The 21,645-nt window shown below is 73.5% G+C and carries 20 protein-coding genes; 10 read left to right on the top strand and 10 right to left on the bottom strand.

Features of this window, described 5'->3' with window-relative positions; all coding sequences use genetic code 11:
- Positions 1–65: 65 nt before the first annotated feature.
- The 3 genes from ACN9MM_RS32285 to idi all read left to right on the top strand — a co-directional run bounded on the left by ACN9MM_RS32285 (position 66) and on the right by idi (position 3,255).
- Positions 66–1,007, top strand: a complete 942-nt coding sequence (locus tag ACN9MM_RS32285; RefSeq protein ID WP_426367249.1) for a cation diffusion facilitator family transporter — start codon at positions 66–68, stop codon at positions 1,005–1,007.
- Between the two features lie 230 nt (positions 1,008–1,237).
- A complete protein-coding gene (locus tag ACN9MM_RS32280) occupies positions 1,238–2,482 on the top strand; it encodes a GNAT family N-acetyltransferase (RefSeq protein WP_426367248.1) in 1,245 nt (414 codons plus the stop codon).
- Positions 2,483–2,634: 152 nt separating this feature from the next.
- Positions 2,635–3,255, top strand: coding sequence for an isopentenyl-diphosphate Delta-isomerase (idi, locus tag ACN9MM_RS32275; protein WP_426367247.1), 621 nt, complete (start codon positions 2,635–2,637; stop codon positions 3,253–3,255).
- An 87-nt stretch (positions 3,256–3,342) separates the two neighbouring features.
- On the opposite strand, the gene ACN9MM_RS32270 is transcribed toward idi, so the two are convergent.
- On the bottom strand, positions 3,343–3,795 hold the full coding sequence (locus ACN9MM_RS32270; RefSeq protein ID WP_366042330.1) for an ATP-binding protein: 453 nt from the start codon (positions 3,793–3,795) through the stop codon (positions 3,343–3,345).
- A 236-nt stretch (positions 3,796–4,031) separates the two neighbouring features.
- Between ACN9MM_RS32270 and ACN9MM_RS32265 the strand changes: the two genes are divergently transcribed.
- Entirely contained in the window at positions 4,032–4,775 is a 744-nt protein-coding gene (locus ACN9MM_RS32265) for an enoyl-CoA hydratase/isomerase family protein (RefSeq protein WP_382869405.1), read from the top strand.
- Positions 4,776–4,778: 3 nt separating this feature from the next.
- Here the strand turns inward: ACN9MM_RS32265 and ACN9MM_RS32260 are convergent, their stop codons facing one another.
- On the bottom strand, positions 4,779–5,420 hold the full coding sequence (locus ACN9MM_RS32260; protein ID WP_426367245.1) for a DJ-1/PfpI family protein: 642 nt from the start codon (positions 5,418–5,420) through the stop codon (positions 4,779–4,781).
- 162 nt (positions 5,421–5,582) lie between these two features.
- Positions 5,583–6,554: a GlxA family transcriptional regulator gene (locus tag ACN9MM_RS32255; protein ID WP_426367244.1), complete on the bottom strand. Its 972-nt coding sequence runs from the start codon at positions 6,552–6,554 to the stop codon at positions 5,583–5,585.
- A 127-nt stretch (positions 6,555–6,681) separates the two neighbouring features.
- Here ACN9MM_RS32255 and ACN9MM_RS32250 point away from each other — a divergent pair, with 127 nt between their 5' ends.
- The 4 genes from ACN9MM_RS32250 to ACN9MM_RS32235 all read left to right on the top strand — a co-directional run bounded on the left by ACN9MM_RS32250 (position 6,682) and on the right by ACN9MM_RS32235 (position 11,286).
- Entirely contained in the window at positions 6,682–7,548 is an 867-nt protein-coding gene (locus tag ACN9MM_RS32250; protein WP_426367243.1) for an SCO6745 family protein, read from the top strand.
- Positions 7,549–7,677: 129 nt separating this feature from the next.
- A complete protein-coding gene (locus ACN9MM_RS32245) occupies positions 7,678–10,113 on the top strand; it encodes a Tex family protein (protein WP_426367242.1) in 2,436 nt (811 codons plus the stop codon).
- 209 nt (positions 10,114–10,322) lie between these two features.
- Positions 10,323–10,778: a DUF2690 domain-containing protein gene (locus ACN9MM_RS32240; protein WP_426367241.1), complete on the top strand. Its 456-nt coding sequence runs from the start codon at positions 10,323–10,325 to the stop codon at positions 10,776–10,778.
- Between the two features lie 61 nt (positions 10,779–10,839).
- On the top strand, positions 10,840–11,286 hold the full coding sequence (locus ACN9MM_RS32235) for a DUF2690 domain-containing protein (protein WP_426367240.1): 447 nt from the start codon (positions 10,840–10,842) through the stop codon (positions 11,284–11,286).
- Positions 11,287–11,381: 95 nt separating this feature from the next.
- On the opposite strand, the gene ACN9MM_RS32230 is transcribed toward ACN9MM_RS32235, so the two are convergent.
- From ACN9MM_RS32230 to ACN9MM_RS32215, 4 genes are all read right to left on the bottom strand, one after another.
- The gene (locus ACN9MM_RS32230; protein WP_382869419.1) at positions 11,382–11,783 is read right to left on the bottom strand and encodes a hypothetical protein; all 402 of its coding nucleotides are present in this window, start codon (positions 11,781–11,783) and stop codon (positions 11,382–11,384) included.
- A complete protein-coding gene (locus ACN9MM_RS32225) occupies positions 11,780–12,508 on the bottom strand; it encodes a 2-phosphosulfolactate phosphatase (RefSeq protein ID WP_426367239.1) in 729 nt (242 codons plus the stop codon). The genes ACN9MM_RS32230 and ACN9MM_RS32225 overlap by 4 nt, the downstream gene beginning before the upstream one ends.
- 73 nt (positions 12,509–12,581) lie before the next feature.
- The gene (locus ACN9MM_RS32220; RefSeq protein ID WP_426367238.1) at positions 12,582–14,219 is read right to left on the bottom strand and encodes an ABC-F family ATP-binding cassette domain-containing protein; all 1,638 of its coding nucleotides are present in this window, start codon (positions 14,217–14,219) and stop codon (positions 12,582–12,584) included.
- A 13-nt stretch (positions 14,220–14,232) separates the two neighbouring features.
- Positions 14,233–14,682, bottom strand: a complete 450-nt coding sequence (locus tag ACN9MM_RS32215) for a hypothetical protein (protein ID WP_382869423.1) — start codon at positions 14,680–14,682, stop codon at positions 14,233–14,235.
- A 70-nt stretch (positions 14,683–14,752) separates the two neighbouring features.
- Here ACN9MM_RS32215 and ACN9MM_RS32210 point away from each other — a divergent pair, with 70 nt between their 5' ends.
- The gene (locus tag ACN9MM_RS32210; RefSeq protein WP_426367237.1) at positions 14,753–15,709 is read left to right on the top strand and encodes an NAD(P)/FAD-dependent oxidoreductase; all 957 of its coding nucleotides are present in this window, start codon (positions 14,753–14,755) and stop codon (positions 15,707–15,709) included.
- Positions 15,710–15,955: 246 nt separating this feature from the next.
- On the opposite strand, the gene ACN9MM_RS32205 is transcribed toward ACN9MM_RS32210, so the two are convergent.
- From ACN9MM_RS32205 to ACN9MM_RS32195, 3 genes are all read right to left on the bottom strand, one after another.
- Positions 15,956–16,258, bottom strand: coding sequence for a hypothetical protein (locus tag ACN9MM_RS32205; protein WP_382873809.1), 303 nt, complete (start codon positions 16,256–16,258; stop codon positions 15,956–15,958).
- Positions 16,259–16,376: 118 nt separating this feature from the next.
- Positions 16,377–17,690: a M14 family metallopeptidase gene (locus ACN9MM_RS32200; protein WP_426367235.1), complete on the bottom strand. Its 1,314-nt coding sequence runs from the start codon at positions 17,688–17,690 to the stop codon at positions 16,377–16,379.
- Positions 17,691–17,727: 37 nt separating this feature from the next.
- Entirely contained in the window at positions 17,728–19,779 is a 2,052-nt protein-coding gene (locus tag ACN9MM_RS32195; protein ID WP_426367233.1) for a Xaa-Pro dipeptidyl-peptidase, read from the bottom strand.
- 225 nt (positions 19,780–20,004) lie between these two features.
- Between ACN9MM_RS32195 and ACN9MM_RS32190 the strand changes: the two genes are divergently transcribed.
- Positions 20,005–21,552, top strand: coding sequence for a M1 family metallopeptidase (locus tag ACN9MM_RS32190; protein ID WP_426367232.1), 1,548 nt, complete (start codon positions 20,005–20,007; stop codon positions 21,550–21,552).
- Positions 21,553–21,645: the final 93 nt, after the last annotated feature.

Genomic DNA, 21,645 nt, shown 5'->3' with positions numbered 1-21,645 from the left:
TACCCCCCACCCGTAGTTCACTTGCGAATCGGGGCACAGACACGACACGACCGGGAGGCCTTGTCATGGGGGCTGGACACGACCACGGACACAGCCACGGCGGCCCGCCGCCGACGGGTACGGCGGGGGCCGCGTACAGGAACCGACTGCGGATCGCGCTCGGCATCACGCTCTCCGTGATGGTGATCGAGATCATCGGCGGTCTGGTCGCGGACTCGCTCGCGCTGATCGCCGACGCGGCGCACATGGCGACCGACGCCGTGGGCCTCGCGATGGCGCTCCTCGCGATCCACTTCGCGAACCGGCCGCCCTCCGGGAACCGCACGTTCGGGTTCGCCAGGGCCGAGATCCTGGCGGCGCTCGCCAACTGTCTGCTGCTCCTCGTCGTCGGCGGTTACGTGCTGTACGAGGCGGTCCAGCGGTTCGTCGAGCCGGCCGAGACCAAGGGCGGTCTGGCGATCGCGTTCGCCGTGGTCGGCCTGGTGGCGAACGTGATCTCGCTGTCGCTGCTCATGCGGGGCCAGAAGGAGAGCCTCAACGTGCGCGGGGCGTATCTGGAGGTGCTCGCGGACGCCCTGGGCTCGGTCACCGTGATCATCGCGTCCGCGATCATCCTGGCGACGGGCTGGCAGTACGCCGACCCGATCGCCTCGATCGTGATCGGCCTGATGATCGTGCCCCGGACGCTCAAGCTGCTGCGCGAGACCCTGGACGTGCTCCTGGAGGCGGCCCCCAAGGGCGTCGACATGGCGGAGGTGCGGGCGCACATCCTGGCCCTGCCGGGCGTGGAGGACGTGCACGACCTGCACGCCTGGACGATCACCTCGGGGATGCCGGTGCTCTCCGCGCACGTGGTCGTCGACCAGGACGCGCTGGACTCGGTCGGGCACGAGAAGATGCTGCACGCCCTGCAGGGCTGCCTGGGCTCCCACTTCGACGTGGAGCACTGCACCTTCCAGCTGGAGCCGGCCGGGCACGCCGAGCACGAGGCGAAGCTCTGCCTCTGAGCGGCTCGGCGCCGAAAGGGCCCGCCCCCGGCGGGCACCACCTGTTAGGGTTTTCGCACGAACACGTGTGGAGAGGAGCTGAGGTTGATGACCGTCGCGATGGAGGCTGCCCAGTGCGGCAGCGCCCGGTCGTCCCTCAGCCTCCGGGTCTCCGGCTGACCTGATCCCGGTCTTCCCACCGGTACGTCACGTCGTCGGCCGGGACCCTCGTCACCAAAGGGTTTCCCACGTTGTCCGACAACGCTCTGCACGACTCCTTCTTCGCCCTGCACCACGGTCTGCCGCGGCAGGGTCCCGGTTCCGACACCACCACCCGTCGGCTCCTCGCGCTCGCGGGGAGGCTTCCGGCGCGCCCGCGCGTGCTCGACCTGGGCTGCGGCCCCGGCCGCTCCGCGCTGCTCCTGGCCGCCGAGGCGGGCGCCGAGGTGACCGCCGTCGACACCCACGAACCGTTCCTCGCGGAGCTGCGGGAGACCGCCGCCGCCCGCGGGCTCGACCGTTCGGTCCGCACCCTGAACGCCGACATGGGGGCGCTGCCCTTCCCCGACGGCTCCTTCGACCTGGTCTGGGCCGAGAGCTCGGTCTTCGTCCTCGGCTTCGACCGCGCCCTGACGGAATGGCGCAGGCTCCTGGCCCCCGGGGGCACCCTGGTGCTCACCGAGTGCGTCTGGACCACCGGGGAGCCGGGCCCGGCGGCCCGCGCCTTCTGGGAGGACCACTACACGCTCCGTACCGTCGCCGGGAACGCGGAGGCGGCCGTCGCGGCCGGCTACCACGTCCTGGGGACCCTCCCCCAGCCCGACGGCGACTGGGACGAGTACTACGTCCCGCTCGCCGCGCACGCCGACGCGGCGGACACCACCGTGCCCGGCATGGCCGAGGCGGTGGCCGGGGCCCGCGCCGAGATCGCGCTGCGGCGCGAGCACGGCGCCGACTACGGGTACGCGGGCTTCGCCCTGCGGCCCGCCGACCCGCGCTGGCGCACCCGCCCGGAGACCACCGGGGACGTCGAGGCGGTCCACGCGCTGGTGGCCGCGGCCTTCGGGTCCGAGGCCGAGGCCGATCTCGTCGAGGCGCTCCGCGTCGACGACGCCTGGCTGCCGGGCCTGTCGTACGTGGCCGTGGCACCGGACGGCACGGTCGCGGCGCACGCGCTGATCACCCGCTGCCTGGTGGACGGCGCCCCCGCGGCCGCGCTCGCGCCGGTCTCGGTGGCTCCCGCGTACCAGCGGACGGGGGCCGGGCAGGCCGTCGTCCGGGCGGTGCTCGACGCGGCCCGGCTGCTCGGCGAGGAGCTCGTGCTCGTCCTGGGCCATCCGGAGTACTACCCGCGGTTCGGGTTCGTACGGGCGTCCGAGTATGGAATCAAGCCAGGTTTCGAGGTTCCGGACGAGACCATGATGGCGCTCGTCCTGGACGGTTCCGCGCCCGTTCCCCGGGGCACGCTCGCCTATCCGGCACCTTTCGGGGTGTAGTGCCCCGTTGAATCCCTCCCGCTCCCGCCGCACCGGCTGTACTCCGGTGCGGTGGGAGCGGCCACGTCCGGTCGCCGAAGTACGGACAAGCCGCTTTTGTACGGCAGACTGTGGTGGCCCCACCGGGCCGAGGACCGAAGCGAAGGATGGGTATGCCGACCACACCAGCCACCGCGGCTCAGATCTCGCCGGAGATCGCGTCGAACGGTGTCCAGCCGTCCGGAGTCCCGGCGCCGATCATGCTCGAACTGGTCGACGAGGAGGGGAGGACCATCGGCACCGCGGAGAAGCTGGCCGCGCACCAGGCGCCGGGGCAGCTCCACCGCGCCTTCTCCGTCTTCCTCTTCGACGAGTCGGGCCGGCTGCTGCTCCAGCGGCGGGCGCTCGGCAAGTACCACTCCCCCGGCGTCTGGTCGAACACCTGCTGCGGCCACCCCTACCCGCACGAGGCGCCGTTCGCCGCGGCCGCCCGGCGGACCTTCGAGGAGCTCGGCGTCTCGCCGACGCTGCTCGCCGAGGCCGGCACCGTCCGCTACAACCACCCCGACCCGGCCTCGGGCCTGGTGGAGCAGGAGTTCAACCACCTCTTCGTCGGCCTGGTGCAGGCCGACCCGCGGCCGGACGCGGAGGAGATCGAGTCCACCGCCTTCGTGACCGCCGACGAACTGGTCGAGCGGCACGCGGCCGCCCCGTTCTCCGCCTGGTTCATGACGGTCCTGGACGCGGCGCGTCCGGCGATCAGGGAGCTGACGGGTCCCTCCGGGGGCTGGTGACCACCGGCGCCCGCAGCGCGCCTCCCGGCCCCGGTGCCATCGGGGCCGGGGCCCGGCCCGCCCTGTGCGGCGCACCCGGCGGGACCGTCAGACGGGTCCCAGGGGCAGCGCCGCCCAGATGATCTTCCCGCCGCTCGCGGTGTGCTCGACGTCGCAGGCGCCGCCGGCCTCCTGGGCGATCTCGCGGACCAGGAGGAGTCCCCGGCCGCCGGTCTGCCCCCAGTCCGCCTCCAGCGCCTTGGGGCGGTACGGGTGGTTGTCCTCGACCGACACCCTGACCCACTCGGGGCCGATCGCGACCTCCACCGCTATCTCCGGGGAGAGCAGCGCCGCGTGCCGCACGGCGTTGGTCACCAGCTCGGAGACGATCAGCAGCAGGCCGTCCATGATCTCCTCATGGACGGGGACGCCCTGGCGGACCAGCAGGTCGCGTACGGCGTGCCGGGCCTGCGGGACGGAGACGTCGACCGCTGCAGCGGTGAAGCGCCAGACTCCTTCGTAGGACGGTTGCCGGGCGGGGACGCCTCCGTGGGTCTCCACGGTCCCGTTCCCACCCTCGTGCTCGATTCTCGCCACGGATCGAGTCTTGGCAATGCGCGGGGGCCGACCGGCCTACTGACCAGAAGTCGACACTTATCGGCCACCTTCTGATCGGGCGAGTATGCCCATGTCAGTTGTTCGACTGTTCCTGCGCGCTTTCTGTAGGTGATGCGGTGCCTCCTCGGAGCGGCCCCTTCCTCATCGTGCCTTCGGGCCCGGCGGATAGCATCCGGCCCATGGAGCCGCAGCTGAAGGACAGCGTCACGGACGGGATCGCCACCGTCGTCATCGCCAACCCCGCCAAGCGCAACGCGATGAGCGCCGGGATGTGGCGCGCCCTGCCCGGCGTCCTGGAGCGGCTCGCCGCCGACCCCGCCGTCCGGGTCCTGGTCCTCACCGGCGAGGGCGACACGTTCTGCGCCGGGGCGGACATCTCCGCGCTGCGCGAGCCGGGGGACGAGCAGCAGACGCTCGCGGTACGGGCCGAGGAGGCCCTCGCGGCCTTCCCGAAGCCGACCCTCGCCGCCGTCCGCGGCTTCTGCGTCGGGGGCGGCAGCCAGCTCGCCGCCGCCTGCGACCTCCGCTTCGCCGAGGAGGGTGCCCGCTTCGGGATCACGCCCTCGAAGCTCGGCATCGTCTACCCGTCCTCCTCGACCCGCAGGCTCACCGCCCTCGTCGGCCCCTCGACCGCCAAGTACCTTCTGTTCTCGGGTGAGTTGATGGAGGCGGAGCGCGCGCTGCGGACCGGGTTCGTGGACGAGCTGCACCCGGCGGGCGCGCTGGACAAGCGGGTGGCCGAGTTCGCCCGGGTGCTCGCCTCGCGCTCGCTGCTGACCCAGGCGGCGGCCAAGGAGTTCGCCGACGGGCGCCTGGACCGGGACGGCCACTGGGCGGAGCAGGCGCGCGGCAGCGGCGACACCGCGGAGGGTGTCGCCGCCTTCCTGGAGCGCCGCGCGCCCCGCTTCACGTACGGGCTCTGAGGCTCAGTCCCGCGCGAGCGACTCGGTGGGCGTCCCCCGCCAGTGCGCGACGATCGCCGCCGGGGCCTTCTCCGGCGAACCCGCGTCGTACGGCGGCTGCGGGTCGTACTCGGTGAGCAGCTGGATCGTCTGGGCGGTCTCGTCCCCGGCGATCCGGCCGAGCAGGTGCAGCGCCATGTCGATGCCGGAGGAGACCCCGGCGGCCGTGACGTACTTGCCGTCGAAGACGACCCGCTCGCCGGTGGGCTCGACGCCGAGCGCCCGCAGTTCGTCGAAGGCGAGCCAGTGGGTGGTCGCCCGGCGGTCCTCGAGCAGGCCCGCCGCCGCGAGGATCAGCGAGCCGGTGCAGACGGAGGTGGTCCAGGTGCTGGTGGCGTCGGCGGCGCGGAGCCAGTCGAGGATCTCCGGGTCGTTCATGGCGACCCTCGCGTCGGGGCCGCCGGGGACCAGGACGATGTCCGGGCTCGGGACCTCGGCGAGGCCGCGGTCGGCGACGAGCGCGAGGCTGCCCTGGTCGTTGCGGACCGGGCCGGGCTCCTTGGCCACGAAGACGGTCTCGGCGCCGGGGAGGCGGGCGAGCAGCTCGTACGGGCCGACGGCGTCGAGGGTGGTGAAGCGGTCGTAGAGCAGGACGGCGATCTGCATCGGTGGTTCCTTTCGGTGGGCGGGAACGTCGGTGGCGGGCCCGGCCGGCAACGGACCCATGGGCGAGGGGTCGGTCCACGAAGGGATCGCTTCCGAACGGCGCTCGGTCGACCACGGGGTCGACCGACGACGGCAGAGGCTGACGACGGCGTGGGCGGACGGTCAGGACAGGACTGTGTGGAAGCGTCGGCGGTACTCCGCGGGACCGGTGCCGAGGGCCTTCAGGAAGGCGCGGCGCATGGTCTCGGGCGTGCCGTAGCCGGAGGCCCGGGCGACCTCCTCGACGCCGCCCGAGGTCTCCTCCAGGAGGCGGCGGGCGTGTTCGAGGCGGACCCGGTCGACGTAACGGCCGGGCGGGATGCCGGTCTCCGCGTGGAAGGCGCGGGCGAAGTGGCGGGGCGAGAGCCGGGCGCGGGCGGCGAGCGACTCGACGGAGAGGTCCGCGCCGGGATGCTCGGTGATCCACTGCTGGAGGTCCCGCAGCGGCTCCCTGCGGGCGGTCTGGGCGGAGAGCTGGGCGCTGAACTGGGCCTGGTTGCCGGGGCGGCGCAGGAAGACGACGAGGTGGCGGGCGACGGTGAGGGCGATGTCCCGGCCGAGGTCCTCCTCGACCAGGGCGAGGGCCAGGTCGATGCCGGCGGTGACCCCGGCGGAGGTGGAGAGCCGTCCGTCCCGTACGAAGATGGGATCGGGGTCCACGTCGACCGCCGGGTGGCGGCGGGCGAGGTGGTCGCAGGCGGTCCAGTGGGTCGTGGCCCGGTGTCCGTCGAGGAGCCCGGCCTCGGCGAGGAGCAGCGCCCCGGTGCAGACGGAGACCAGCCGCCCGGCCTCCGGGGCGTTCACGCGCAGCCAGTCGATCAGGGCCGGGTCGGGGGCGCGGGTGCCCTCGCCGCCGGGCACGACGAGGGTGTGCGGGGGTCCGTCGGCGACCGCCGCGTCGAGGGCGGTGTCGGGGAGCAGGCGCAGTCCGCTGTGCGTGCGGACCGGGCCGCCGTCCAGGGAGGCGGTGCGGACCGGGTAGGCGGACGGGTCCCCCGAGGCGCGGGCGGCACCGGTGAACACCTCGACGGGGCCGGTGACGTCGAGGCTCTGGACGTCGTCGAAGAGGACGACGAGGACGGGTCGCTGCGGCATGACTCCATCCTTGGCGGCCCCGGGGGTGTCCGCAACGACGGGTAGCCCACCTTTTCTGCCATCCGGCGCTTGTTTCGGCGCGGTCCGACCGTTCCCACCGTACCGACCAGTCGGTAACGTTCGGGGCATGACGACTGCTCTGCCTCCGCGCGCGGCACGCCGCTGCCACAACGCCCTCAACCCGCTGCACTCCACGCTGTACTTCTCGCCCGACCTGGACCGCGAGTTCACCGCCCTGGGCTTCACCGACACGAGCGCGATGCGGCTCGCCGCGCGCAGCGCCGCACTCGGCGCGGTGGGCGCGGGCACGGTCGCCGCGACCTTCTACAACTACAACCACGCGTTCCTCGCGAAGCACCTCCCGGCCGTCTGGGAGACCGCCTCCCCCGCCGAGGTCCTCGACGCCCGGCTGCGGACCGTCGACGCGACCCTGCGCCGGCTGCTCGGCGACGAGGCCGTCGCCTCTCCGGAGATGGCCGAGGCGGCGGAACTCGCCCTGCGCGCCACCGAGGCCTGCGCCCGGCACGCCCGGCCGCTGTACTCGGCCCACGCCGACCTGCCGGTGCCGGAGCAGCCCCACGTCGCGTACTGGTACGCCACCACCCTGCTCCGCGAGCACCGGGGCGACGGCCACCTCACGGCGCTGCTCTCCGCGGGGCTCGACCCGGTCGAGGCCCTCGCCTCGCACACCGCCACCGGCAAGGGCATGGCCCCGCGCTGGGTCCTCGGCACGCGCGGCTGGGGCCGCGCCGACTGGGAGGCGGCGACGGAACGGCTGCGCGAGCGCGGGATCCTCGGTGCCGACGGCGAGCTGACGGAGTCGGGCACGGCCCTGCGCGCCGAGCTGGAGGAGCACACCGACCGGCTGGACGCCGCACCGTACGAGCACCTCGGCGCGGCCGGCGTCGAGCGCCTCACCGAGCTGGGCCGCGGCTTCCTGTTCGCGGCGGCGGGTGCGGGCGCCTTCCCGGCGGACCTGGTCGGCAGGGACTGAGCCCGGCCGGCGGGCGCCGGCCGGCGCCCCGGGGGACGCGCGCGGGACGGGCCGGTTGCCGCGTCCGGGTGACCGACCCGGCACAATGCACTCGCAAGCTTGAGGCACGAGAAGGCGAGTCGGGACACCGTGACGACGTCCATCGAAGCAAGGATCGCCGAGGAGCTCGGCGTACGCGAGCGACAGGTGAAGGCAGCCGTCGAGCTCCTCGACGGCGGTTCGACCGTGCCGTTCATCGCGCGCTACCGCAAGGAAGCGACCGAGATGCTCGACGACGCGCAGCTGCGCACCCTGGAGGAGCGGCTGCGTTATCTGCGCGAGCTGGAGGACCGCCGGTCGGCGATCCTCGACTCGGTCCGCGAGCAGGGCAAGCTGACGGAGGCGCTGGAGGCGAGCATCCGGGGCGCCGACACCAAGGCGCGCCTGGAGGACATCTACCTGCCGTTCAAGCCGAAGCGGCGGACGAAGGCCATGATCGCCCGCGAGGCCGGTCTGGAGCCGCTGGCCGAGGGCCTGCTCGCCGACCCGTCCGTCGAGCCCGCGGCCGCCGCCGCGGCCTTCGTGGACGGCGACAAGGGCGTCGCGGACGCCGCCGCGGCCCTGGAGGGCGCGCGGGCGATCCTCGCCGAGAAGTTCTCCGAGGACGCCGACCTCATCGGCGAGCTGCGCGAGCGCATGTGGGGCCGCGGGCGGCTGGTGGCGAAGGTCCGCGAGGGACAGGAGGAGGCCGGGGCGAAGTTCGCCGACTACTTCGACTTCGCCGAGCCCTTCACGGCGCTGCCCTCGCACCGGGTGCTCGCCATGTTGCGCGGCGAGAAGGAGGACGCCCTCGCCCTGGAGCTCGAACCGGAGGAGCCGGCCGAGGGCCCCTCCTCGTACGAGGGGATCGTCGCGCGTCGCTTCGGCGTCGCCGACCGGGGCCGCCCCGGGGACAAGTGGCTCCAGGACACGGTCCGCTGGGCCTGGCGCACCCGCATCCTGGTGCACCTCGGGATCGACCTGCGGCTGCGGCTGCGGACGGCCGCCGAGGACGAGGCGGTCCGGGTCTTCGCGGCGAACCTGCGGGACCTGCTGCTCGCCGCGCCGGCCGGCACCCGGGCGACGCTGGGGCTCGACCCCGGTTTCCGCACGGGCGTGAAGGTCGCCGTCGTCGACGCGACCGGCAAGGTGGTCGCCACCGACACGATCTACCCCCACGTCCCCGCCAACAAGTGGGACCAGGCGCTGGAGCGGCTGGCGCGGCTCGCGAAGGAGCACGCGGTCGAGCTGGTCGCGATCGGGAACGGCACGGCCTCCCGCGAGACCGACAAGCTGGCGGCCGAACTCCTCGCCAAGCACCCCGAGTTGAAGCTGACCAAGGTGATGGTCTCGGAGGCCGGCGCCTCGGTCTACTCGGCCTCCGCCTTCGCCTCGCAGGAACTCCCGGGCCTGGACGTGTCGTTGCGCGGCGCCGTCTCCATCGCGCGCCGGCTCCAGGACCCCCTCGCCGAGCTGGTGAAGATCGACCCGAAGTCGATCGGCGTCGGCCAGTACCAGCACGACCTGGCCGAGGTGAAGCTCTCGCGCTCGCTCGACGCGGTGGTCGAGGACTGTGTGAACGGTGTCGGCGTGGACGTCAACACCGCGTCGACGCCCCTGCTTTCGCGGGTCTCGGGCATCAGCTCCGGCCTCGCGGAGAACATCGTCGCGCACCGCGACGCCAACGGCCCCTTCCGCTCCCGCAGGGCGCTCAAGGACGTGGCGAGGCTCGGCCCGAAGGCGTACGAGCAGTGCGCGGGCTTCCTGCGCATCCGGGACGGCGACGACCCGCTCGACGCCTCGTCCGTGCACCCGGAGGCGTACCCGGTGGTCCGCCGGATGGTGAAGGCGACGGGCGGCGAGGTCGCGGCGCTGATCGGCGACACGGGCGCCCTGCGCTCGCTGCGGGCGGACGACTTCGTCGACGAGACCTTCGGTCTGCCGACGGTGACGGACATCCTGCGCGAGCTGGAGAAGCCGGGCCGCGACCCGCGCCCGGCGTTCCGTACGGCCACCTTCAAGGAGGGCGTCGAGAAGATCGGCGACCTGGCGTCCGGAATGGTCCTGGAGGGTGTCGTCACCAACGTGGCCGCGTTCGGCGCGTTCGTGGACGTCGGTGTCCACCAGGACGGTCTGGTCCACGTGTCGGCGATGTCGAAGACCTTCGTCAAGGACCCGCGCGACGTGGTGAAGCCCGGCGACGTGGTGAAGGTGAAGGTCCTGGACGTGGACATCCCGCGCAAGCGGATCTCGCTGACGCTGCGGCTCGACGACGAGCCGGGCGCGGACGCCCAGGGCGGCACGCCCCGGCGCGAGCGGGGCGAGCGCGGGGACCGGGGCGAGCGCTCCGGCCGGCCGCCGCAGCAGCGTCAGGGCGGTGGCCGCAGGTCCGAGGGCGGCGGCCGGAACGAGGGCGGCAACCGGAACGACCGCGGGGACCGTGGAGGCCGGGACCGTTCGGCGGCGCCCGCCCCGGCCAACAGCGCGATGGCGGACGCCCTCCGCAAGGCCGGACTGCTCGGCGAGGGTGGCGGCAAGCGCCGATAGGCACGCCGGTCGGACGTGGTCTCCGACAGGCGGAACGGGGTCGTCCCCGCGCTCCCCCGACGGGGGGCGCGGGGACGACCGTGACCAACCGGGCATCCCGTCGAGGCGGCCCGGTTTATCCGTTGACGCGGCCAGGACAGGCAACCATGATCATTCTCGGCCTCCACGGGGGAGGTGCACGATTCCTGCTCCTGGAGGACGTTCCACTCATGAAGCGCATGATCGCGAAGGTCGCCGGCGTCTCCGCCGCCGCCCTGACCATGGCCCTCGTCCCGCTCGCCGGCACCTCGTACGCCGCAGGCTGCTCCGGCGCCGGCTGCGACAACCGCGGCCCCGTCTCCATGGGCTGTGACGCCGACGCCGTCACCAAGGGCAGCGCGACGTCCCGCACCCACTCCGGCCTCAGGGTCGAGCTGCGCTGGTCCCCCACCTGTCAGGCGGCCTGGGCCCGGGTCACCGCCACCGGTGAGCAGTGGTACGAGCGGTACGGCGTCATCGAGAAGTGGTCGGGCTACGGCACCGGGTTCCAGCGCAGCCTCCAGGTAACGTTCCCCAACCCGGGCACGGACTGGACCAACATGCTGGGCAGCCCCAGCGCCTACTACCGCGCCTGCATCAGCGCCCCCGCCGCCACGAACGAGGTGGACTGCACCCCCTTCTGGTAGACCCGCCGACCCCCGCGTCGAGGTGTCCCAGCTCGTCCACTCCCAGAGGAAGCAACCACAGATGAAGCGCATGATCACCAAGGTGGCGGGCGTCGCCGCCGCCGCCCTGACCATGGCCCTGGTCCCGCTCGCGGGCACCTCGTACGCGGCCGGCTGCTCCGGCAGCGGCTGCGACAACCGCGGCCCCGTCTCCATGGGCTGCGACGCCGACGCCACGACCAAGGTGTCGACCGTCAACAGCAACGGCTTCAAGGCCGAGCTGCGCTGGTCCAACGCGTGTCAGGCCGGGTGGGTCCGCACCACGTCCCCCGACGGCAGCCAGTGGTGGCCCCGGTACGGCTCCATCGAGAAGTGGTTGGGCGCCGGCACCGACTTCCAGCGCAGCCTCTCGGTGCAGTTCCCCTACGAGGCGGGCACCGATTGGTCCAACATGCTGGGCAGCGGCAGCGCCTACTACCGCGTCTGCATCAACGACAACGGCAACGTGACCTGCAGCAACTTCTGGTAGACCGCTGACCCCCGCGTCCGCGTGAACGAGGCCGCAGCCCGACGGGCTGCGGCCTCGTTCGCGTCACACCAGGTCACGGTTCGCGTCACGCCAGGTCACGGCAGGAAGCGCAGCGCCCAGTCGGCACGGTTCGCGACGGACAGGTCCTCGTCCTCCGTCATCGGCTGGAGGAGCCGACGGGCCTCCTTCGGGTCCGCCTGGACCAGCTCGACGATCTCGGCGGCCAGGCCGTCCTGGTCGTCGCCGAGGTCGACGGCGGAGGCCCGGATCAGCGCCGGAAGGGCGTCCGGGCCGCCGAGGGCCGCCAGGACGCCGCCGAGGAGTTCCCGGGCGTAGGCGTTCCGCTCGGTGAGGGCGCGGTCCAGCTCCGCCTGGAGGCGCGGCAGGAGACCGGCGTCGCCCGAGGCGGCGATCTCGTCGGCGAGGTCGATCGTCTCGTCCACGTCGGCGTCCAGATCGTCCAGCATCTCGGTCAGCCGGGTCAGTAGGTCGGTCATGGTGCCTCCTGGAATGCGCCGTCCACGAGGACGGGGACGGTCGTCGAGCTGTCGGTCTCGGCGGCCACGGCCACGTCCTGCGGATAGCCGTACTCGTACAGTTCACGGCCCGAGTCGCAGCCGTGCAAGGCGGCGACCGGGTCCTCGGTCGCGTCCCACAGCGTGGCCGCCGCGGTCGCCTCCGGGGTCAGGGGGTGCGTGCCCCGCAGGGCGGAGAGCACCGCTCCCGCGCCCAGCAGGTCCTCGAGCGCCGGGCGCAGCGAGCCGTCGGGCCACCGCTCGCCGGAGGCGATGACGGCGAGCGGGCGCTCCGCCGTGCCGTGGCCCCGGTCGAGGAGCCACCGGGCGACGGCGGCGTGGTTGCGCAGGGAGGCGGCGACGACGGTCGCGCCGCCCGAGGCCGCCTCGGCCGCGATCGTGGAGCCGTTCGGGGACGGCAGGACCAGGCGCGGCGGCCTCGGGGCGGTGCGCAGGGCGGCCGGGGAGAGCGACCACGGGTGCGCCTCCGTGGCCTCGCGCCGGCCGGCGGCGAGCACGGCGCCGTTCTCCCGCGCGTACGCGGCGGCCGTGGCGTCCCTCCAGCGGTACGGGAGGACCGCGGTGCCGCCCTCGACGGCGACGCCCACGGCGGTGGTGAAGGACAGCACGTCGACGACGACCACGCAGGCGGCCGCCGGGGCGAGGACCCGCGCCTCGACGGGCCCCCAGCCGAAGGAGACGGTCATCGCGGGGCCCGTGCCCTCGCGGGCGCCGTACCGAGGGCGGCGCTCTCGCGGCGCCGTCCGTACGAGACCGGCATCAGAGTTCCGTCACCTTTCCGTCGGCGACCTCGATGCGACGGGTGGTGCGGACCGCGTCGAGCATGCGGCGGTCGTGGGTGACGAGCAGGAGCGTGCCGGTGTACGAGTCGAGCGCGGACTCCAGCTGCTCGATGGCCGGCAGGTCCAGGTGGTTGGTCGGCTCGTCGAGGACGAGCAGGTTCACGCCCCGGCCCTGGAGCAGTGCGAGCGCGGCGCGCGTCCGCTCGCCCGGGGAGAGCGTGGTGGCGGGCCGCATGACGTGGACGGCCTTGAGTCCGAACTTGGCGAGCAGCGTGCGGACCTCGGCGGGCTCGGTGTCGGGCACGGCCGCGCAGAACGCCTCCAGGAGCGTCTCCGTCCCGTGGAAGAGCTTGCGGGCCTGGTCGACCTCGCCGACGACGACGCCCGAGCCGAGGAAGGCGTCGCCGGAGTCCAGCGGGAGCCGGCCGAGCAGCGCGGCGAGCAGGGTCGACTTCCCCGCGCCGTTGGCACCGGTCACCGCGACCCGGTCGGCCCAGTCGATCTGGAGGGTGACGGGACCGAAGGAGAAGTCGCCGCGGCGCACCTCCGCCTCGCGCAGGGTCGCGACGACCGAGCCGGAGCGGGGCGCGGCGGCGATCTCCATCCGCAGCTCCCACTCCTTGCGGGGCTCGTCGACGACGTCGAGGCGCTCGATCATGCGCTGGGTCTGCCGGGCCTTGGCGGCCTGCTTCTCGCTGGCCTCGCTGCGGGCGTTGCGGCCGAGCTTGTCGCCGTCGGTGGCCTTGCGGCGGGCGTTCTTGACGCCCTTGTCCATCCAGGACCGCTGCATGTGGCCGCGGGCTTCGAGGGCGGCCCTCTTCCCGGCGTACTCCTCGTAGTCCTCGCGCGCGTGGCGCCGGGCGGTGTCCCGCTCCTCCAGGTACGCCTCGTAACCGCCGCCGTACAGGGTGATCTGCTGCTGGGCGAGGTCGAGCTCCAGGACCTTGGTGACGGTCCGGGTGAGGAACTCGCGGTCGTGGCTGATGACGACCGTCCCGGCGCGCAGCCCCTTCACGAAGGACTCCAGGCGCTCCAGGCCTTCGAGATCGAGGTCGTTGGTGGGCTCGTCGAGCAGGAAGACGTCGTAGCGGGAGAGCAGGAGGGAGGCGAGGCCCGCGCGGGCGGCCTGGCCGCCGGAGAGCGAGGTCATCGGCTGGTCGAGGCCGACGGTGAGGCCGAGGGAGTCGGCGACCTCCTCGGCGCGCTCGTCCAGGTCGGCGCCGCCGAGGTTCAGCCAGCGCTCCAGCGTGATCGCGTACGCGTCGTCGGCGCCGGGCGTGCCGTCGACAAGCCCCTGGGTGGCCTCGTCCATGGCGGTCTGGGCGGCGGCCACGCCGGTGCGGCGGGCGAGGAACTCGCGCACGGTCTCCCCGGCGCGCCGCTCGGGCTCCTGCGGAAGGTGGCCGACGGCGGCGGTGGGCGGGGAGAGCCGCAGCTCGCCCTCCTCCGGCGTGTCGAGCCCGGCGAGCAGCCGCAGCAGGGTCGACTTGCCGGCGCCGTTGACGCCGACGAGGCCGATGACGTCGCCGGGGGCGACGACGAGGTCGAGCCCGGCGAAGAGGGTGCGTTCGCCGTGGCCGGCGGCGAGGTCCTTGGCGACGAGGGTTGCAGTCATCAGGGAACGAATCCTAGGCGACGCGGCGACACGCCGAGGATCCGAGGAGTCCGAGCAGCACGGAGCGGTAGGTCTCGCCGTGGAAGCGGTACGGGCCGACGCCGGGATAACCCTCGCGTGCGAGGTCGGCGGTGGGGCCGGTCTGCCAGGCGAAGTCGCGCCAGACGACGTCCCCGCCCTCACGTGCGACGACGGCGGTGACCGCGCCGCAGCCGGGTTCCTCGCAGTCGGGGCAGGAGTGGATCACCCGGCGGGTGCCGTCGGCGAGGAGGAGGCGGTGGGCGTGCTCGGCGCGGACGGTGGGCGGCACGTCCGCCGCGAGGGGCGAGACGGTGTCGAAGCCGTCGGTCTCGTCGAGCCGGTGGAGCAGCGGCCTGCCGTCGACGAGGAAGTCGTGGTGGAGGTGCTCGCCACCCGGGCTGGCGGCGGAGACGAGGTCGAGGGACGTGTACGGGACCGGCATGACTCCAGTCTTTCCCCGTTCCGTGGCCGGGCCGTCCCGGAAATGTCCCGGTCCCGGTACGGTCCGGGACATGAGGAGCGACGTGATCGTGGTGGGCGGCGGGGTCGTCGGTCTGGCGACGGCGACGACCCTGGCGGAGCGCGGGCTGCGGGTGCGGATCTGGTCGCGGGACGCCGTGACGAGGACGACCTCGGCGGTGGCGGGTGCGCTGTGGTGGCCGTACCGGATCGAGCCGGCGGCCGAGGTCGGGGCCTGGGCTCTCAGTTCCCTTCGGGTGTACGGGGAGTTGGCCGCCGATCCGGAGCGCAGCGGGGTCCGCTGGGTGGCCGGGGTGCACGCGGACACGGTCCTGGACGGTCTCGGCCCGTGGTCGAAGGAGGTCGAGGGGCTGCGGCAGTTGGCGCCGGAGGAGGTGCCGGGGCCGTACCGGACGGGGCTGGCGGCGCGGCTTCCGCTGCTCGACATGCCGGTCCATCTGCTGTTCCTGCGGAAGCGGTTCGAGGCCATGGGCGGAGTCTTCGAGCGGCGCGCGGTGGGCGGCTTCGAGGAGGCGGCGGCGCTGGCCCCGGTGGTGGTCGACTGCACGGGGCTCGCGGCGCGGGAGCTCGTACCGGATGCCGGACTGCGGCCGGTGCGCGGGCAGTTGGTCCTGGTGGAGAACCCCGGGATCGAGGAGTGGTTCACGGCCGCGGACGAGTCGGCGGGCGAGACGACGTACTTCTTCCCGCACGCCGACCGGCTGGTGCTCGGCGGAACGGCGGAGGAGGGCGACGAGCGGCCCGACCCGGATCCCGCGACGGCGGCGGCGATCGTGGCGCGGTGCGCGCGAGTGTGGCCGGAGATCGCGGAGGCCCGGATCCTCGGTCACCGGGTGGGGCTGCGGCCCGCCCGGGCGGGCGGGGTGCGGATCGAGGCGGTGCCGCTGCCGGGCGGCGGGCGCCTCGTCCACCACTACGGGCACGGCGGCGCGGGGGTGACGGTGGCCTGGGGCTGCGCGGAGGCGGCGGCGGGGCTGGTCGTCGGCTGAGGACGGCCGCCGCCTCGAAAGGCCGCGGGGCGGCAACGGCCCTGGGGGCGGAAACGGTCGCGGGTCGGAGACGACCGCGGGCCAGAGACGACCACGGGCCGAAGACGGTCGCGGGGCCGAGACGGTCGCGGGCGCCGAAGACGGTCGCGGGCTGGAAACGACCACGGGGGCGGAATAGATCGGCGGCCGGAAACGACCGCGGGGCGGTTGCCGTCCTTTCGGATGGCAACCGCCCCGCGTGCCGTACTACTTCCAGAGCGGCGGCTTGCTGTTGTTGTCCGCGTCGGCGCACGCCTTGGCCTGGCGCTCCAGGGCGTCGGCGCGGGCGGCGGCCTTGCGGGCCTCCGCCGTGGCGCCGAGGTGCCTGAGCTGGGCGGCGCGGTCGCGCTCCTTGCGGGCGTCGGCCCGCAGCTTGCTGACGTTGCAGGTGATGGTCTTGGCGGCGGCCGGCTCGGCCGTCACCGTCTGTCCGAGCAGCACGCCCCCGGCGAGCAGCGTCGTGGCGAGGAGGGCCGTCAGGGTACGGCGGGCGGGCTTGGTGTGGCGCATGGTGGTTCTCCAACTTCAGGGCCGTGGGGACCCGTTCGAGGCATGGTCAGTACCAGCAGGTAACTTTACCTCGGCAAACATCGGAATCACGCCACACCAGGCCGGGGGCACCCGATCGTCAACACCTCTCCACTGGACTCCCACTGACGAGGTGATAGGCCGCCCGCGCGTCCAGGAGCAGCGGGACCAGTGCGCGCTGCGACTGGCGCAGCGGAACGAACGCCCCGGCGCCCTCCGCCCGTACGGTCACGCCGTGCAGGGCGAGTTCGTCGCCCACCTCGGCGTACTGCGCGGCGTCCAGGCGGTAGCCGCACGGTGGGTCGGCGAGGATCTCCCCCGGCTCGGCGGGGTCGTTGTCGGCGCCGCCGAGGTAGACCGGGCCCCGGTCCGCGAAGCCGGTGCTCCGGGCGAGGGCGGTGGCCGCGGTGAGCGGCCCGCGCCGCGCGTCCAGGTAGGCGAAGGCCCCCTTCAGGGCGGCGTGCTGGGTGGCGACGCGACGCCGGTGGTTGCGCGCCGGATCGTCCTGCTCGGCCTGGTCGAGGGCGTCCACCCGGGTCTCGACGAGCAGCCCCGCCGCGTGCTTGATGCCGGCCGTGTTGCGCAGGATCCGCTCCTGGCCGTCGCCGGCGACCTGCTTGACCGGCTCGCCGGTGAGCGGATCGGTCCAGATGCCGTAGATCCCGCTGCTGTAGCCGGCGAGCCCGGCGGTCGGCCGGACGTACGACTCCGAGAGCGTCCTCGACTCCCGGTGGACGTGCGGGTCGGTGTCGAGGCTGCGGGGCCAGAGGGCGAGCAGGTCCTTGTCGTAGTAGCGGGGGGTGGCGCCGTACTCGTGGAGGTCGTAGACGAGGGCGGGCCGCCGGTCCCGGATGACGGCGGCGATCGCGCGCGCCTCGGCGGTCCGCAGGGCGAGGTGGTCGCGGTTGACGTCGACCCCGTCGCCGTTGCCGCGGGTGTCGGCCTCCCGGCCGTCGGGGTTCGCGGTGGGGACCACCAGGAGGGTGGTGCGGGCGAGGAAGCGCCGGGTCTCCGGGTCCTGGCCGTACGCGAGGTCGCGCACCGTGCTCAGACAGGCCTCCCGGCCCGCCGGCTCGTCGCCGTGCTGGCTGCACACGAGCAGCACGGTCATGCCGGCACGGCCCGCGCCGAGGGTGGCGAGCCGCACCGGGCGGCCCTGTCCGGTGGTGCCGATCTCGCGCAGCGACACCCGCTCGCTCCTCCGGTCGACCGCCGCGAGGAACTCTCCCTCCTCGGCCTCGGTCGTCCACCGGGCGCCCCCGCTCTCCTCGAAGCCGGTGCGCGGGAGGGCCCGCGCGGGCGCGCTGTCCGCCGCCTTGGCGGGGACGGTGACGAGCGGCAGGGCGAGGGCGGCGGCCCCCACCACGAGGGCGAGCGTCCGCCGGGAACTCCGGCGCCTGACGGGGGCGTTCATCGGCGGCTCCGGTTTCTGGAGGATGCGGTGCGGGGGGTCATCGGGCGGCTCCCGGACGCGGGTCCGCCGCCGGCCCGGGCAGGCGGGGTCCGCTCACGGCGGCCGGCGGGGCGGTGCCGGTCAGGGACGGGACGTACGTGGGCGCCGGGACGGCCGGGGCCGGTCCCGTGGTCGCCCGGTCGAACGCCTCCCTACCGCCGACGAGGGGCAGCCGCGCCGAGGTGCGGGCGAGGTCGAGGACGAGGGTCGGAGTGGTGGACGGAGGATCGAGGAGGTCCTTGTCGGTGCCGCCGACGATCAGGGCGAGCCGGTGGCCGGCCGGGACGACGTGGTCCGTCGCCGCGAGGTCCAGGGTGAGGGTGTACGCCCTGCCGGGGGTCAGCGAGCGCCCTTCGCGCGGGTCCGCCCAGGTGCCGAGGTCGGCCCAGCCCCGGCTGACGACCGTGTACGCGACGTCCGTCGTCCGGGCCGCGGTCTCCTTGAAGCAGGCGCTGTCGCCCGGGGTGCTCGCGCCCCAGCAGGTGCGGTCGGTGAGGGTGGTGATGCCCTCCCCCGCCGCCGCGTAGTCCCTGATCGTGTCGGGCCCGAGGTCCACGAGGACGGCGGAGAGGTGCGCGGTGGAGGTGCTGGGGGTCGCGGTGACCGTCACCTTCGAGGAGCCGGAGATCTGCAGGTCCCGGGCGAGCGGCCGGGTGACGAACCCGGCCTTCTCCGGGGTCGGGGCGTCGATCCGGGCGGCCCAGTCCAGCTCGCCGAGGCCCCGGTCGTCGGTGAAGGTCGCGGTGGAGCCGGGCCTGGCGGGCGCGCGTCCGAGGACGCCCGGACCGGAGGCGGCGCCGGGGGCCGGGCGCAGGGTGGTGGTCGCCGTGGTGCGGGGCGGCCACTGCCGGTCGGTGGTCCAGACGTCCGGGGCGCGCTCGATGTCGGCGGCGGGCTCGCGGTCGACGCCGTTCTCGTAGCCGAGGAGGTAGTGGTCGAACCAGCGGTGCAGGGTGCGGACCCAGTCGGCGCGCCGGAAGTCGAAGGGGTCGACGTGGCCGGTCTGGGAGAGCCAGATCTTCCGCTCGACGCCGTGCGCGGCGAGCGCGTCCCACCAGCGGCCGAACTGCCCGGCGCGCACGTTGAGGTCCTGCTGTCCGTGGACGACGAAGACGCTGGCCCTGACCTTGCCGGCGTCCTTCACGTGGTCGCGCTCGGTCCAGGCCGGGGTCCAGTCGCCGCTGTACGGGGTGCCCGCGGTGACGCGCTCCTGGACGGCGGCGCAGCGGCCCTGCGCCTCGGGGCTGTTCACGTACTCGGAGAGCCAGCTCGGGTTGGCGTCGTAGAGCGGGGCGCCCTGCGAGTGGAAGTAGTCGTACCAGGAGGAGATCGCACCGATCGGAACGATCGTTTTCAGCCCTTCGACGCCGGTGGCGGCGACGCCGTTGGCGATGGTGCCGTCCCAGCTCTTGCCGATCATGCCGACGTTCCCGGTGCTCCAGGTCGTGGCGCGGGCCGGGGTGCCGCCGGTGCGGGAGGTGTAGCCGCGGGCGCGGCCGTTCAGCCAGTCGACGACGGCCTTGGCCGACTGGACGTCGGAGCGTCCGCCGACGTCGTCGCAGCCGTCGGAGCGGTTGGTGCCGGCGAGGTCGACGGCGACGAAGGCGTAGCCGCGCGGGACGAAGTAGTTGTCGTAGAAGAGCGGGAACTGGACGGGGTTCCCGTCGGCGTCGTACGTCTTCTTCTGGCTCTCGTTTCCGCGTCCGCAGCAGGAGTAGTACGGACTGGCGTCCATGATGACCGGGATCCTCCGGCCGGCCGCCGCGGGCTCGCGGGGGCGCACGATGTCGACGGCGACCCGGTCGGCGCGCCCGTCGCCGTCGCCGTCGAGGCCGGTGTCGACCCAGGCGGACTCGCGGACGGCGTCGGCGTACGAGTGGACCGGGCGGGACTCGCGCACGAAGGCAGCGGCGGGCGCGGCGGCCGCGGCCGGCTCGGGACGCGCTCCGGCCGGGGTGACCAGGGTCGCGAACAGGGCGGCCGTGGCCGCGGACACGAGGGTTCCGTACGTCAGTCGGGCTCCGCGGGTTCTCCGCTTTCGCATCGGCATGCGGCGGAACGTACCCCGGTCAACTCCCGGGCAAAAGAGTGCCGGAGGGAATCAGGGGGGATTCAGGGTGATTCCGGAGACGGACGGGTTCATGTCGGCCGAATGGCGATCGTGTGACAGGGGGTCCTCTGGACGTGACGGTGCGTCGGGGGGCTGAATAGGGTCCGAATTAAGGACCGACGACCACCCGTGCGTCTTACGTTTCTTATGACTTGGGGAGCACCTGTGCACCGCAGAATCATCGTTCCGAGCGCCCTCGCGGCCTCCCTGCTGCTGGCGATCCCGGCATCGGCGGCCGACTTCAACCCGGGCGCCCCGGGCATCGGCGACTCCTACTACCCGACCAGTGGCAACGGCGGCTACGACGTCTCCCACTACGACCTGCGGCTGACGTACCAGCCCGCCACGGACCTCCTGGAGGGCACGGCGACGATCCTCGCCACCACCCAGCAGAACCTGTCCCGCTTCAACCTGGACCTCGGCCTGAAGGTCAGCGAGATCCGGGTCAACGGGCGCCTGGCGAAGTTCACCACCTCGGGCGACCACGAGCTGGAGGTGACCCCGGCGAGCCCGCTGGCGAAGAACACGCCGATCTCGGTGGTCGTCCGCTACGCGGGCAAGCCCTCCGAGTTCAAGATCGACGGCTGGTCGGCCTGGGCCCGTACCCCGGACGGCGGAGTCGCCGCGCAGGAACCGGACTCGGCCGTCTGGTGGTTCCCGTCCAACGACCACCCGCTCGACAAGGCCACCTTCGACGTGTCGGTCTCGGTGCCGGACGGCACCCAGGCCATCAGCAACGGCGTGCTGCAGTCGCAGTCCTCGCGGCTCGGCTGGACCCGCTTCAACTGGCGGTCCAACAAGCCTCAGGCGACCTACCTGGCGACGCTGGCCGTCGGCAGGTTCGACATCACGACGGACAGGACCGCGAACGGGCTGCCCGTCCTGAACGCGTACAGCAAGGACCTCGGCGACAACGCGGGCGCCGCACGTGCGTCGATCGAGCGCACGACCGAGGTGGCCGAGTGGCTGGAGTCGGTCTTCGGGCCGTACCCCTTCAACTCCCTCGGCGGCTACGTGCCCAATGTGACCAGCGGTTTCGCGCTGGAGACGCAGACCCGCCCGTTCTACAGCCCGCGGCAGTTCGCCAACGGCGCGAACGTGTCGGTGGTCGTCCACGAGCTGGCGCACCAGTGGTACGGCGACAGCGTGTCCGTCCGCGACTGGAAGGACATCTGGGTCAACGAGGGCTTCGCCCGCTACAGCCAGTGGCTGTGGTCGGAGAAGGAGGGCGAGGGCACGGCCCAGGAGCTGGCCGACTACGTGTACCAGACGCGGCCGGCCGACGACCCGTTCTGGACGGTGAAGCCGGGTGACCCGGGCGCCGAGAACCAGTTCCACAGCGCCGTCTACGACCGGGGCGCGGTGGCGCTCCAGGCGCTGCGCAACGAGATCGGCGACGAGGACTTCTTCGCGATCCTGAAGGGCTGGCCCCAGCAGTTCGCCTACGGCAACGCGGGGGTCGCCGACTTCGTCCGGTACGCGGAGAAGGTCTCCGGCAAGCCGCTGGCCGGGCTCTTCGACACCTGGCTGTACCAGCCGTCGAAGCCGGCCGCCCCGGCGGCGAACGCGGCGGGTCTCTCCGCCCCCGCCGCCGCGCCGTCGGCCCGCACCGCGAAGCCGGCGAAGCCGGTGCAGCCGAAGTCGTGGAAGAAGATCGCGGAGACGAACACGATCCACGAGAACGACGCCCACGGGGGCCACGCGGGTCACTGACCCCGAGTGGCAGGGGTCCGAGCGGCACGGGCCCGAGCACCTTGGGCCCGAAGCCGACGGGGCCAAGGGCTCCGGGCCACGGGCCACGGGCCA

Source organism: Streptomyces sp. E-08 (assembly GCF_049913095.1).
GTDB lineage: Bacteria > Actinomycetota > Actinomycetes > Streptomycetales > Streptomycetaceae > Streptomyces.
This window is presented reverse-complemented; position numbering and strand designations above follow the sequence as displayed.